Here is a 13,390-nt window from a genome sequence, read left to right on the forward strand (position 1 = left end):
GGTGCGCGACTTCTCCTCGTGGTCCAGCGATGTGGCGGCCTACCGTGACACCGCACGTGGCGGCCTACCGCGACACCGCACACCTGACGTAGCTACGACCCGCGGTCGAGCCCGGCGCGGGGCCTGGTCGCGCTCCGCGCCTGATGATCACCATGAGGGACAACCCGGAACGCCTCCATGGTGAGGCGTCGTTTGCCGCGCGCGATCGCCCGCGATCGCACTTCCATGAGACTGCTCGGGTATCGACGAGCCAGGGCAGCCGGAGGCTGAACAACAGGCTGAGGGAGTTTACTCGTAGCATGACCGATACCAATGGAATGCTGGCCGGTAAGGCCGTCATGATTACGGGCGCCTCGAGCGGGATCGGTGCAGCGGCCGCTCGCCTGTTCGCCGCCGAAGGAGCGGCGGTCCTGCTGATGGCCCGCCGCGAGGACGCGCTGAGGCGCCTCGCTCAGGAGATCAACGATGCGAACGGCCGGGCGGCGGTCAGCGCGGGCGACGTCGCGGTCGCCGAGGACGTACAGCGTGCCGTGGACGCGACGCTCGAACACTTCGGCGCCCTCGACGCGGCCTTCAACAACGCGGGATTCGTCGGCGAGGACCTGTCGCCTCTCCATGAGCTCGACCAGGCCCTCTTCGACCGCATGATCGACGTCAACGTACGCGGCACCTGGAACTGTCTGCGCTCCCAGATCCCGGTGATGCTCGACGCCGGGAAGGGGGCGATTGTCAACACCTCCAGCACCGCCGCCATGGTGGCCACCGGAGCCCCCGTGCCCTACGTCGCCGCGAAGCATGCGGTGCTCGGCATGACCAGGGCCGCTGCGGCCGAGTACGCCGCGCACAACATCCGCATCAACACGCTCGTCGTCGGCACCACCCGCACCGACATGATCAACCAAGTGGTGGAGAATCGACCGGAGTTGGAGACCGCCTTCGTCGCCCGCCAGATGCAGAAGCGCATGGCCGAACCGGTCGAGATCGCTCAGGCGGCCCTGTGGCTGTGCAGCGACCGCGCCTCGTTCTCCACCGGATCGGCCCTCGCCGTGGACGGCGGGCTGACATCCAACTGATCACCGCAGCCGCTGGATCGGATACCGCAGGCAACAGGTGAAGGGGCGGGCCCGGGTCCCGGGCCCGCCCCCGACCACCGCCAGTCGTGGCGAGGCGACCGCTGTGCAACCACGCCCTGCACGGCGGCCTCGCCGTATTGTTCGACGTCGACGAGCACACCGGCGGCTTCGGCGGCGCCCGCGCCTACCTCTCGGCCACGCCACGCCGACGGCGCGGCCCCAGTCGCTGCCAAGCGAAGGCGGCAGAACAGGGGCTCAGCGCGAGCGAAGCCTTGCCGGGTGCCGCCCTCCTCGGTTTCGCCGCGCGCGCTCCTGCGGTGCGGCGCCCCGGCGGCCCTCGCGGCGGCCGTTGACGGTGGGCAGCTCCAGGTCCGCGCTCTCCGCCCAGCCGTACCGGCCGGAGTGCTTGGCCCGGTACATCGAGACGTCGGCGCCGCGCAGCAGGGCGGACAGGGCCCGGGTGCCGAGGTGGCCGGAGGCGGCGGCGCCGACCGAGGCGGCAACGGGGAGCGGCCCGGCCTCGGTGGGCACCGGTTCGTGCAGCGCGCCCATCAGCAGCCGGAGGCGCTGCGCCAACGCGTCGTGCGCGGTGCGGGAGTCCACCCGCGTCGCGACGGCGAACTCGTCTCCGCCGAGCCGTCCGACGATTCCGTGCGGGCCGGCCCAGTGGGCGAGGCGGTCCGCGGTGACTGCGAGGACCTTGTCGCCTGCGGCGTGGCCGTGGGTGTCGTTGAGCCGTTTGAAGTGGTCGAGGTCGACCAGGCAGACCAGGGCGCCCGTGTGGTGGCGGGCCAGCATCCGCCGGGCGTGGCGTTCGAAGGCGGCGCGGCGGTGGGCTCCGGTGAGCGGGTCGCGGCGTTCGGCGGCGAGGCGCCGGTGGAGGCTGACGGCGTGGAGGGTCCAGCCCATCAGGGGGACGGCGACGCTGGTGATGAGCAGAGCGCGGTTCGCCGCAAGGGCATGTACGTGCGCGTTGGAGGCCATGCTGGTGGTGGCTCCCTCTCGTCTCGTACGGGGGTGGGTGGCCCGAGGCAGGCGTCGGTTTCCAGGCCGTGTGCGTCTGCCTCGGGCATTTCGGTGTCTGCGGTCGCCCCCCCCGGCAGTCAGGAGCGGGCAAAGGCGCAGAGCGTGAACTCGCAGCCGCTGCCGTGATCACGGGGCTCGGTGGTCAGTGCTGCGCCCGTCACGGCGCGGCTGCTCTCCCGGAGCAGGGCGGGGGTCAGTCCGGAGTGATGCCGGTGAGGACAGCGAGAACGGCGAGACGGATGCGGTTGTCCCGGCCCGTCTTCGCCATCAGGCTCGCCACGTGCGTCTTCACCGTGGTGACCCCGAGATGCAGCCGGTCGGCGATCTCCTTGTTGGACAGACCCACGCCGAGCAGTCCGAGTACCTCCCGCTCGCGCGGGGTGATGGCCGGCACCGGCATGTCCGTAGGGGTGTCGGAGGAGGAACGGGTGTGAAGAGCCTGGGCGACGAGGCGGTCGAGGATGTCCCGGCTGAAGGGGGCCTCTCCGTTGGCGGCCCGGCGTACGGCCGCCAGGAGTTCGGTCGGTGGGGTGTCCTTGACGAGAAAACCGCAGGCTCCGGCCGCGAGCGCCGGAAACAGATGGTCGTCGTCGTCGAACGTGGTGAGGGCGACGACCCGGGTGGCGGGGCGCGCGGCCAGGATGCGGCGGGTGGCCGTGATGCCGTCCATGCCGGGCATTCTCAGATCCATGAGGACGACGTCGGGAGCGAGGCGTTCAGCCAGTCGTACCGCCTCCGCGCCGTTGTCCGCCTCGCCCCGGATCTCGATGTCCTGCGCCTGCTCGAAGAGCATGCGCAGTCCCATGCGGACGAGCTGCTGGTCGTCGACGACGAGGATGCGGATCACAGCTGGGGCTCCATGTCGGGTATGAAGGCGGGCAGTTCGGCCGTGAGCCGCCAGCCCTGAGCTGCGGGACCCGCATCCAGCCGGCCGCCGAGCAGGTCCACGCGTTCGCGCATGCCGATCAAGCCGTGGCCGGAAGGGCCAGGGGCCGGTGGCCGGGCCCGTCCGGCCCCGTCATCGTGGATCGTCACGTGGATGGCGCCATCGGCCACCCGCACGGCCAGCTCGGCGTGTGCGCCGGGCCCGCCGTGCTTGGCCGCGTTGGCCAGGCCCTCCTGGACCAGGCGGAGGACCGCGAGGCCACGTACCGCGTCGAGCCGCGCGACACCGGGATCCACGGAGGCGGTGACGGCCAGGCCGGTCTGGCGGCTGTGTTCCACCACCGACTCCAGTGCCGCCGGCAGTGCCCCGGGCGTGACCAGGGAGCCGGTGTCGGGACCGGTCCGGTCCGGGGCGCGCAGTACAGCCACCAGGCGCCGCAGATCGGTCAGCGCCGCGCCGGCACTGGAGTGCAGGTCGTCGAGGACGTCGGTGATCCGCGGGTCGGTGGTGCTGGTGGCGGCGGTGACATGCCGGGCGACACCAACGCGCAGCACCATGGAGGAGACGTGGTGGGCCACGAGGTCGTGCAACTCGCGCGCGATGGTGGTGCGCTCCGCCGCGCGGGCGGCCAGCAGCTGTTGTTCGGCGCGGAGTTCCTGCTGTTGCGCGTACTGACGGGCGTGCACCGCGGCGTCGCGCGTCACGCGTACATACGCACCCAGGAGCAGCGGCAGGCCTGCGACGATGCCCATCTTGTAGAGCACCGGGAGGAGCGCGCCCGGCAGGTCCTCGAGGCGGTTCACGGCGACGGCAAGCGCCAGTGCCGTCGTCCCGGCGGCCAGGCGGCGCCCGGACTGCCGAACCGCCAGCTCGAAGAGCGTCACGGCGGCCAGCACCTTCAACGAGGAAACGGTGCTCGCGCCCAGCGCGTGTGCGGCAACGAGCAGGGCCGACTGCGCCAGGAGCGCGCCGAACGCCCACTTGCCCGCGGCCAGGCACAGCACGAGCCCGGCTGCGGCAAGGCCCCAGTCTCCTGCCCCGGACGGCCGCTGCAGCAGCAGGAAGTCTCCGATCAGGACGCCGGCGAGCGCCAGGACCCGTATGACGGCGGATCCCCTGTCGAACGCAAGCTCGATCCAAGGTCGGTTCACGCGGCCCACGATAGGCGGACGCCCGTGCGCCTGGGGTCCTGCCATGGGAGGAGGGCAACTCCTCCTACCGGCCGCGATGTCCGGCCCGAGGACGGAGCCGTGCGCCCGGGACGGGCTGCGAGCGTGATCGCCATGGATACGCATGCGAACACGGACACGGACACCGACACGGACACGGACACGAGTACCGACGCGAACGCGAAATCCGGGGCTACGGGGCGGCGTTCCCTCCTCGGTGGTGCTGCCGCCCTGGGCCTGGCGAGCGCGGCTTTCGGCGCCAGCGCCCATGCGGTCGGCGCCCGGTCCAGGTCCGCCACAAAGGCCGGCCGCTTCCAGGGAAAGTCGGTGCTCATCACGGGTGCCACATCGGGTATCGGCAGGGCAGCGGCGAAGGCGTTCGCCGGGGAGGGTGCCCATGTCGGATTCTGTGGCAGGCGGGCCGAGTTGGGGCGCCAGGTGGAACGGGAGATTCGGGACGCGGGCGGCGAAGCCACGTACATCCAGGCTGACGTACGCGAAAACGCCCAGGTGCGCAGCTTCGTGGACCGGGTCGCGAGCCGTTACGGCGGCATCGACGTGGCCTTCAACAACGCCGGCATCGGCAGCGGCAAACTACCCCATGAGATGAGCGTCGAGGAGTGGGATGACGTCCAGGCCACCAACGCCCGGGGGGTGTTCCTCGCGATCAAGTACGAGATTCCGCACATGCTCAAGGCGCAGCGCGGCGTCATCATCTGCACCTCGTCGTCAGCGGCCGAACAGGCGCGGCCGAACGGCGCCGCGTACACCGCAAGCAAGCGGGCGGTGCAGGGCATAGTGAAGTCCGCGGCGCTCGCGTACGGACCCAAGGGAATCAGGCTCAATGCCCTGCTGCCCGGCACCACCGACACCCCCTTCGTCCGCCCGCCGGGAATTCCGGACGCGGATTGGGCCAAGTACAAGCAGGCGTGGGGGCCGCTCAACGTCGACGGTCTCGAACGGATGGCCGACGCCGAGGAGATCGCGCGCGCGGTGCTCGGGCTCGCGTCCGACGACTTCCCGTATATGACGGGTGCGTCGGTCACCGTGGACGGCGGAAGCACCGCGGGCCGGAAAATGATCCAGCCGAGCGGTACCTGAGAGGGGGCCCTTGACGTTGCGGCGATTCGCCGACGCACCAGGACCAGCTCATCCAGGCAGGGAACCGCTCGGACTTCCTGTGCTCGCCGCAAGGCCGGTGGAACAGGACGCGGGCCCGCTCGCAGAACTCCTCCACGTCTGCGGCATCCGGCTCGTCACCGTCCGCTGGTGCCGCGTCAGCCGACGTTCGCCCTGTTGCGGTCCGACCGCAGCGTCGGCTGAGTTCGGGTATTGCCGGGAGATGAGGTCGCCGGTTGGCGAGGCGCGCGCCAACTCGGTTCAGAATCCTTCGGTCGGCGGGCCGCGCTTCCGCCTAAGGTGTCGGTCATGTTCAAGTCAGGGGTGGGGTTCCTCGCGTTGTTCGGGCTCGGCTGGTGGCTGCTGGCCACGAGTGCATTCGGCGGCTTGGCGCGGCTGGTCGAGGTCGTGGTCGGCTGCGTTGTCGCGTTGGGGCTGATGCTCGCCGCGCGCCGTTTTCTCCCCGCGTCGGCAGGCGGACCATTCCCCGCCGACCGACGTCGGCGGTTCAATCAGATCAACGGTCTCCAGTGGCTGCTGATCGTCGCCATCGCCGTGGTGTGCGCCCGCGCCGCACTGCCCGTGCTCGTTCCCCCGCTGGTCGCGATTGTCGTGGGGCTCCACTTCCTCCCGCTCGCGGCGGTGTTCGAGCAGCCCCGGCTGCGGGTGCCGGCGGCTCTGCTGACGGCGGCCGGAGCATCGGGCCTGGCCGTGTGGTTCACGAACGGGCCGGACGAGACCGTTCGCCTCGTGGTGGGCCTCATCTCTGCGCTCAGCCTGTGGGGGACGGCAACCTGGACGGTCGCGGGGGCGGCTTCCGCTGCCGAGCAGGGCGTCAGGGAGTGAGGGTGCCGGCGACGCGTGACGGTCACTCCGTCCCGGCGGCAGAGCGAGTACGTGCATAGGCGGCCGAGATCTCGTCCCATAGCTTCTGCGGGCCGCCCTGGTGCACGGTGATCATGTGGCGGCCGTCGTAGCCGACGGTGGCGCCCCGGTCGGGCCGCCGGTGTCCCAGGCGAAGGAGGCGCCCGGCCCCGCGAGTTCGGGGCCGGGCGCCTCCTTTTCCAGCGCACCGACGCCGTGTTGGCGGAGTGCGGGACGCGCGGTGCGGCGCGGCCCGCACTGCGGCGTCACTGGCAGACGGGCCGTCAGAAGTTGTACGGCTTCTTGGTGCTCCAGTTCAGCACGTCGGCCTCGTTCCAGCTGAACTGCGGCTTCTCGCCCTTGATGGCGACGGAGTAGGACGGGCCGTCGTGACCGTCCGCGCCGCGCAGCGCGAGGGCGAACGACTGCGCCGTGTGGTTCTTCGAGCCGTAGTCGAAGAGGTTCACCGCGCTGTATGCCGTGCCGCCGGGCTGGAGCGTGATGCGCTGGTCGCCGCCCGGGTTGTCCTTCTTCGAGTGCGGCAGTGCGGCGCTGTCGACATCGCCGAGCTTCACGGTCGGGTACGAGGTGACCCAGCACGGCTTGGTGCCCTTGTTCGACGCGGTGACCAGCAGGTGGTCGCCCTGCTGCCCGGCGAAGCGGTGCACCGCGGTGAGCAGCATCTCGTCGCCGCGGCACTGCTGGGCGCCGGCCGTTGTGCCCTTGCCCGCGGCCTCGCCCGTCCCGCCCGAGGCGGTCGTCGAGCGTGCGCCCTCCTTGGTGGCACCGCCGCTGTTGGCCTGCTGCGCGCCGCCCTTGCCGTCCCCGTTGGATGCGGACCGGCTCTGCGCGGTACCGGCGGCGTTGTCGCCGCCCGCCGTCTTCGAGCCGCTGTCGGCGCCGCCGCAGGCGGTCAGGCCCAGCGCCAGCGCGGCGGTGACGGCGGCGAGGGTGGCGGTACGAATCCGGGAAGTGCGCATGATGGGTTCCCCCTGTTTCGTGCGGGAGTTTTCTTGGCCGTTCCCGCGGTGTGGACACCACTTTTCCCGGGGCCGCTGACGTTCCGGAAACGCCTCACTCACGTTCCGCAAACACACCGCGCGCGAACGGGTGAGGCCGAGCCGTGGGCGGCCTGGAGTTCCTCACCGTGGATCTGGCGCCCGCAACGCGGCCAGCCGCGCAGGGCGGGACGGCCGCGTACTGCTTCCACAGCGGCAGGACGTCCGGCACTTCCTCCATGGCGACCCACTCCGGCTCTCCGACAGCGTTCAGGGCGTGGAGGTAGCGCATCGGCTCCGCCGTGAGCGGGGAGCGCTCGTCCCTGCAGGTGGCGAGGAGGCGCTCGCGGGTGTCGCGTCCGGCCGATGAAGGGTCCCGCCGGATACATCGCCACGTCGGTCCGGATCGTCAACTGCCCAGCCGGAGTGCGAGTTTTGCAAGCCCGCTCGTCCCATTCCAGGCCGACGTCGCGCGCCCCGAGGACGCCCAGTGCCCTGCTCCAGCCGCCCGGCCCCGCGAAGGCGTCGAGGATCACGTGGCCGGCCCGAGGTCGTCCTGCGTCCGCGCGTCCGTCTCCCCGCGGGACGCCCTGCGCAGGGCTGCCCGTTGGGCTGCGGTGACGTGGTCGATGGGCGCCTGGTCAGCGGGACGCGGGAGCGGTGCAGGAACGCCTCGCCGAGCAGCCGGTTACCGGATGCGTTGGCGCGGGCATTTCCCTGCCGGATGGCCGCGTCGAATTCGACGACGTCCTCCCGATCGGACGGGGATGTGTCCCTGATGTGCCTCCACTGCGCATTTCCATGGAATGGGCATCCCAGGCAGCTCGATTTCGGTGTTTCGGCCGGCCCCAGCGAGGTCAGGTAACGAAGGCAGTCGGACCTGCTCCACCCCAGGTCCAGAAGAGGATGCCGATGGTGCATGTACTTCACGTCGGCGTCCTTGGTCGGGTGGAACTCACCGGTGGAGATTCCCAACCACTGCTCGACGAACACCCCCTTGGGGACGCGCGATGGATAGGGGTATCCGAGCACCTCGCGGACCTTCTTCTTTATCGGCTTTACCTTGTATTCGCCGGTGAGGAGAGCGCTGGAATGAACTCCCGCACCCAGACTCCCGCACCTAGAGAAAGGGCGCGGAATCGGGATTGATCTGAAATGGACCGTCCACGGCGCGGACGGCGCGGTCGAGGACGTGCCCGCCTGCCAGGGCGCGGTGGTGAGATCTAAGGGCATGAAGGGCGCGGGTGAGATACCGGTGCAAACTCTGCAACGACGCTTGGATGGGCCCGAAGAGGCCCTGCTGCTGATCACGAGCAAGGGGCACCGCGTCCGCACCGGCGGATCGTGGTGAGCTACGAGGATCTGGGCCACAGGGTCGTCCTCGTCGTCTCCACGGTGAGGCTCTGACCTGCGTGTACCCCGCTTCGGCCGTGGTTGACGGACATGCTCCGGTGGCTCCTCCTTACCCGGGTGTCAGGACCGCGTCACGAAGTTCGATAGCGTGGTCGGGTGAGTGAGAAGACCCTGCAGCACCGGATCGACGGTCCCGACGACGCCCCCGTACTTGTACTGGGTGCTTCGCTCGGTACCACATGGCACATGTGGGACCGGCAGATCCCCGAGCTGACCCGCCACTGGCGCGTCATCCGTTTCGATCTGCCCGGTCACGGCGGCTCGCCCGCCCACGCCGCGTCCTCCATCGCCGAAGTGGCCGACCGTCTGGTCGCCACCCTCGACCTCCTGGGCGTCGAGCGGTTCGGCTATGCGGGCTGCAACATCGGCGGTGCCGTCGGCCTCCAGCTGGCCCTCACCCGCCCGCACCGGGTCACCTCCCTCGCCCTGGTGTCCTCCTCCCCGCGCTACGGCACCGCGGACGCCTGGCGCCAGCGCGGCGTGGTGATCCGTACGAACGGACTCGACCCGATCGCCCGCACCGCTCCCGAGCACTGGTTCACCGCCGGTTTCGCGGGCGCGCAGCCCGCCATCGTCGAATGGGCCGTCCAGATGGTGCGGACCACCGACCCCGGCTGCTACATCGCCGCCTGTGAGGCGCTCGCCTCCTACGACGTACGGTCCTCCCTCGGCCGCGTCGGCGTGCCCACCCTCGTCGTCGTCGGCTCCGAGGACCAGGTCACCCCGACCACCGACGCCCGCACCCTGGTCGCCGGCATACCCGACGCCAGCCTCGCGCTGGTGCCCGGAACCTCCCATCTCGCGCCCGTCGAGCAGCCCTCGGCCGTCACCGAACTCCTCATCCGGCACTTCACCACCAACTGGCACGACAACCCGGGCCCGGCCGGCCAGCCCGCCCTCGGCGCGGCCGCCCCCAAGGCGCAGATCGCGCCCCCGCCGCCCCCGTCGGCGCCGCCCGCCGCCATAGAGTCCGGCCTCACCAAGCAGGAGCCGGTCCGCGGCGGCACGTACGAGGCGGGGATCAAGGTCCGCCGCGAGGTCCTGGGCGACGCCCATGTCGACCGCGCCGAGGCCGCCGCCGACGACTTCACCGGCGACTTCCAGGACTTCATCACCCGCTATGCCTGGGGCGAGACCTGGACCCGTCCCGGTCTCGACCGCCGCACCCGCAGCATCATCACCCTCACCGCCCTGGTGGCCCGCGGTCACCTCGACGAACTGGCGCTGCACACCCGCGCCGCCCTCCGCAACGGTCTCACCCCCGCCGAGATCAAGGAGGTCCTGATGCACACCGCGATCTACTGCGGCGTCCCGGCGGCGAACTCCGCGTTCGCGGTGGCCCAGCGGGTGATAAAGGACGAGACGACGCCGGAGAGCTGACCGCGGGCGCGTCCGCCGCTTCCGGGGGTGGGCGGCCCTCATGCGCGGCAAGATGGCCCCATGGAACTCACGAAGAAGACCCACGCCTGCGTCCGGCTCGAGAAGGACGGGCGGACGCTCGTCATCGATCCCGGAGTCTTCAGCGAGCAGGACGCGGCCGTCGGCGCGGACGCGATCCTGGTGACCCATGAACACATGGACCACTTCAACGAGGAGCGGCTGCGCGCGGGCATGGAGGCGAACCCGGGCGCCGAGATCTGGACCCTGGCGAGCGTCGCCGACCAGCTCTCGGCCGCCTTCCCCGGGCGGGTGCACACCGTGGGCGAGGGCGACACCTTCACCGCCGCCGGGTTCGACGTCGAGGTGCACGGTCAGCTGCACGCCGTCATCCACCCCGACATCCCCCGCATCACCAACGTCGGCTATCTGATCGACGGCGGTGCGGTCTTCCACCCCGGCGATGCGCTCACCGTCCCCGAGGGCCGTAGCGTCGAGACCCTCCTGCTACCGGTGCACGCCCCCTGGAACAAGGTCGCCGAGGTCATCGACTATGTGCGTGCGGTCGCGCCGCGCCGGGCCATCGACATCCACGACAGCCTGCTCCAGGACCACGCCCGGCCGGTCTACGACTCCATGATCGACAAGCTCGGCGGCGCCGACCACGGGCGCCTGGCCCCCGGCACCAGCACCACCCTCGGCTGACGGCCTCACCCGCCTGTCACACCCCCGCTGTAGGTTTACGTACATGCGCATCGCGACCTGGAACGTCAACTCGATCACCGCCCGCCTCCCGAGGCTGCTGGCCTGGCTGGAGAGCACCGGCACGGACGTGCTGTGCATCCAGGAGACCAAGTGCTCCGCCGAGCAGTTCCCCTACGAGGAGCTGCGCCAGCTCGGCTACGAAGCGGCGGTCAACGCCGACGGCCGGTGGAACGGCGTGGCGCTGCTGTCCAAGGTGGGCCTGGAGGACGTCGTCGAGGGCCTGCCCGGCGGCCCGGACTACGACGGTGTGCAGGAGCCCCGCGCCGTCTCGGCGACCTGCGGCCCGGCCCGCGTCTGGTCGGTGTACGTCCCCAACGGCCGCGAGGTCGACCATGCGCACTACGCCTACAAGCTTCAGTGGTTCGAGGCCCTGAAGGCCGCGGTCGCCGAGGACGCGGCGGGCTCCCGCCCGTTCGCGGTCCTCGGCGACTACAACGTCGCCCCGACCGATGACGACGTCTGGGACATCTCCGTCTTCGAGGGTGCCACTCATGTCACCCCCGCCGAGCGCGCCGCCCTCGCGGCCCTGCGCGACGCGGGCCTCACGGACGTCGTCCCGCGCCCCCTGAAGTACGACCACCCGTTTACGTACTGGGACTACCGCGCCCTCGGCTTCCCCAAGAACAAGGGCATGCGCATCGACCTGGTCTACGGCAACGAGCCGTTCGCCAAGGCCGTCTCGGACGCCTATGTCGACCGGGAAGAGCGCAAGGGCAAGGGCGCCTCGGACCATGCGCCGGTGGTCGTGGACCTCGAGGTGTGAGCGGTCCCCCGATGATGCGCCGGCCGGCGCCCGGTCAGCCCCGGTCCGGCACCAGCGCCCGCAGGTCGACGGCATCGCCGAGCGCCTTCAGCCCCGCGTCGCCGGGATGGAGATGGTCGCCGCTGTCGTAGGCGGGCAGCATCCGCTGGGGGCGCCGGGGATCGCGGACCACGGCGTCGAAGTCCACGGTCGCGTCGAAGGTGCCGTCATGGGCGCGGAGGAAGGCGTTGACGGCCTGGCGGCGGTCCTCGACGGCCGCCGTGCAGTCCTTGTAGCCCTCGCAGGGGGCGATGGTGGCCGCGGCGACCCGTAGACCGCGCGCGTGCGCGCGGCGTGCGAGGGACCGCAGGCCGGCGATCACCTCGTCCGCCGGGGTGCCCCAGCGCACGTCGTTGATGCCCTCGAAGACGACGACCGTACGGGCGCCGGGCTGCGCCAGGACATCCCGCTCCAGCCGGTGCTGCGCGCTCACCCCGCCGGTGTCGGTGCTGACCCCGTCGCCCTGGTAGCGGTCGGTGACGATGCGGTTCGCGGAGATGCCGTGGTTGAGGACGCCGTAGCGGGGGACGGCGGTCTGGGACCGGAAGCGGCGGGCGAGGACATCGGGCCAGCGCCGGTTGGCGCCGCCGGTCGACTTCACACCGTCGGTGATGGAGTCGCCCAGCGCCACGACCGAGCCGGGGCCGCCGTCCACATCGACGCCGGTCAGGAACGGCCAGATGGTCATGGTCTCCGGAAAGGCCGCGCCGCCCGCGTCCCCCGTGCGGTCGCCGCTGCCCGCAGCGCTCAGATAGGAGACCTGGGTGGCCTCCTGGTGGACCGGCGCCGCCGTGACCGTCCCCGGGAGGTGGATGCTGACCAGCAGGTTGGTGTCGTCCGGGACCCGGAAGCCGACCGGGTCGCTGACGGCCTCGGCGCCCGCCGGTATGCGGGTGCCGATGTGGCCGCGGCCGAAGGTCAGCGGCACGGGCGCGGACCGCGCCGCCGCGCCCGCGCCCTGCACCGCCACGCTCGCCGCCCCTATGTCCACCGGCGCCGCCGCGAAGGTGTTCGCCAGCCGTATCCGCGCCCGCGGCCCGCCCGCCCCGGCGTGCACGACCAGCCGCAGCGTGCGGTCCGTCCAGGGGCCGACTGCCCGGTATCCGGCCGTACTCGCCGACCAACTGCCCGTCCTGGTAGGAGAGTTGGAGTGCGCCGCCATCGCGAAGACATGGAGATCGGCCGCCGGGCCGGGGTCCCGGGGCAGTACCACCGACGCCACCTCGCGCCCGGCCCGCAGGGGTACGGTCACCGCGTACAGCCGCGCCACGGCCCGCTCGCCGGGTCCGTCCGCACTGTTGATGTGGGGCAGCCCCACCGCTTTGGTACTCAGCGGTCCCGAACGCCAGTCGGGTGCGGTGAGTTCATAGGCGGACCGGGAGCCGTCGCGGTAGTGCACGGTTCCGGTGCCGGTGGCCGGTACGCCCTCGGCCCCCGTCCCGGCGGCGAGGAACGTGAGTGCGTCGCCCCGCCCGTGCAGCGCCACCGCCTGCCCGTCCGCCACTACGTTGTCGGGCGAGCCGGCCGCCGTACGGGGCCAGCCGAGCCGGGCCCCGTCGAGGGTGAGGGTGCTGCCGGGCCGCCAGCCGGCCGCCGTCAGGTCCTGTGCGGAGAGCGAACGGCCCGCCCCGTCGAAGTCGGCGGCGCCCGGTGCGGCGTCGTCGCTGATGGCCTTGTTGTCGAAGAGCCTCGCCAACGGCGCGGGGCGGTCGGGCTGTTGTGCGGCGCGGGCCGGTGCCGCGGTGGCGGTCACGGCGGGCAGTGCGGTCGCGGTGAGCAGGAGTGCCAGGGCGGTGCCCCGTCGTCGTGCGCGCATGAGTGCCTTCCCTCTGGTGGGGACTCCGGGCGACGTGCGGCGACCTCGGGGCGGCACCGGACGGCGTCCGATGGCATCGGCC

Annotated in this window: 11 protein-coding genes and 2 pseudogenes; 6 read left to right on the forward strand and 7 right to left on the reverse strand. The window is 71.5% G+C overall.

Going from position 1 to position 13,390, the window contains the following annotated elements; translation table 11 throughout:
• Nucleotides 1-299: 299 nt before the first annotated feature.
• A complete protein-coding gene (locus AC5677_RS30865; protein ID WP_497191154.1) occupies nt 300-1,073 on the forward strand; it encodes an SDR family NAD(P)-dependent oxidoreductase in 774 nt (257 codons plus the stop codon).
• 255 nt (nt 1,074-1,328) lie between these two features.
• Here AC5677_RS30865 and AC5677_RS30870 read toward each other — a convergent pair whose 3' ends face one another.
• From AC5677_RS30870 to AC5677_RS30880, 3 genes are all read right to left on the reverse strand, one after another.
• Complete coding sequence (locus tag AC5677_RS30870) at nt 1,329-2,057, reverse strand: GGDEF domain-containing protein (RefSeq protein ID WP_497191155.1); 729 nt, start codon at nt 2,055-2,057, stop codon at nt 1,329-1,331.
• Nucleotides 2,058-2,292: 235 nt separating this feature from the next.
• Nucleotides 2,293-2,946, reverse strand: a complete 654-nt coding sequence (locus AC5677_RS30875) for a response regulator transcription factor (protein WP_497191156.1) — start codon at nt 2,944-2,946, stop codon at nt 2,293-2,295.
• Nucleotides 2,943-4,136 (reverse strand): sensor histidine kinase, encoded by a 1,194-nt coding sequence (locus tag AC5677_RS30880; RefSeq protein ID WP_497191157.1) that lies wholly within the window; start codon nt 4,134-4,136, stop codon nt 2,943-2,945. The genes AC5677_RS30875 and AC5677_RS30880 overlap by 4 nt, the downstream gene beginning before the upstream one ends.
• Before the next feature lie 132 nt (nt 4,137-4,268).
• Here AC5677_RS30880 and AC5677_RS30885 point away from each other — a divergent pair, with 132 nt between their 5' ends.
• Nucleotides 4,269-5,255: an SDR family NAD(P)-dependent oxidoreductase gene (locus AC5677_RS30885; protein ID WP_497191158.1), complete on the forward strand. Its 987-nt coding sequence runs from the start codon at nt 4,269-4,271 to the stop codon at nt 5,253-5,255.
• Between the two features lie 327 nt (nt 5,256-5,582).
• Nucleotides 5,583-6,119, forward strand: a complete 537-nt coding sequence (locus tag AC5677_RS30890; protein ID WP_497191159.1) for a hypothetical protein — start codon at nt 5,583-5,585, stop codon at nt 6,117-6,119.
• Between the two features lie 302 nt (nt 6,120-6,421).
• On the opposite strand, the gene AC5677_RS30895 is transcribed toward AC5677_RS30890, so the two are convergent.
• The 3 genes and pseudogenes from AC5677_RS30895 to AC5677_RS30905 form a co-directional block, all read right to left on the reverse strand.
• Nucleotides 6,422-7,117, reverse strand: a complete 696-nt coding sequence (locus tag AC5677_RS30895) for a DUF4232 domain-containing protein (RefSeq protein ID WP_497191160.1) — start codon at nt 7,115-7,117, stop codon at nt 6,422-6,424.
• 208 nt (nt 7,118-7,325) lie between these two features.
• Nucleotides 7,326-7,671: pseudogene (locus tag AC5677_RS30900) on the reverse strand (DNA cytosine methyltransferase); the annotation flags it as partial.
• Nucleotides 7,668-8,212 (reverse strand): annotated as a pseudogene (locus AC5677_RS30905) (hypothetical protein); the annotation flags it as partial. The pseudogenes AC5677_RS30905 and AC5677_RS30900, both read right to left, overlap by 4 nt.
• Before the next feature lie 432 nt (nt 8,213-8,644).
• On the opposite strand from AC5677_RS30905, the gene pcaDC reads away from it, so the two are divergent.
• From pcaDC to AC5677_RS30920, 3 genes are read left to right on the forward strand one after another with little or no spacing between them, the layout of a single operon-like run.
• Nucleotides 8,645-9,928, forward strand: a complete 1,284-nt coding sequence (pcaDC, locus tag AC5677_RS30910; protein ID WP_497191161.1) for a bifunctional 3-oxoadipate enol-lactonase/4-carboxymuconolactone decarboxylase PcaDC — start codon at nt 8,645-8,647, stop codon at nt 9,926-9,928.
• Nucleotides 9,929-9,988: 60 nt separating this feature from the next.
• Nucleotides 9,989-10,630 (forward strand): MBL fold metallo-hydrolase, encoded by a 642-nt coding sequence (locus AC5677_RS30915; RefSeq protein ID WP_497191162.1) that lies wholly within the window; start codon nt 9,989-9,991, stop codon nt 10,628-10,630.
• A gap of 43 nt (nt 10,631-10,673) precedes the next feature.
• Nucleotides 10,674-11,453 carry an exodeoxyribonuclease III gene (locus AC5677_RS30920; RefSeq protein ID WP_497191163.1) on the forward strand — a complete coding sequence of 260 codons (780 nt, stop codon included), beginning with the start codon at nt 10,674-10,676 and terminating at the stop codon, nt 11,451-11,453.
• A 34-nt stretch (nt 11,454-11,487) separates the two neighbouring features.
• Here the strand turns inward: AC5677_RS30920 and AC5677_RS30925 are convergent, their stop codons facing one another.
• A complete protein-coding gene (locus AC5677_RS30925) occupies nt 11,488-13,308 on the reverse strand; it encodes an SGNH/GDSL hydrolase family protein (RefSeq protein WP_497191164.1) in 1,821 nt (606 codons plus the stop codon).
• Nucleotides 13,309-13,390: the final 82 nt, after the last annotated feature.

This window comes from Streptomyces sp. JLSY215 (assembly GCF_059682825.1).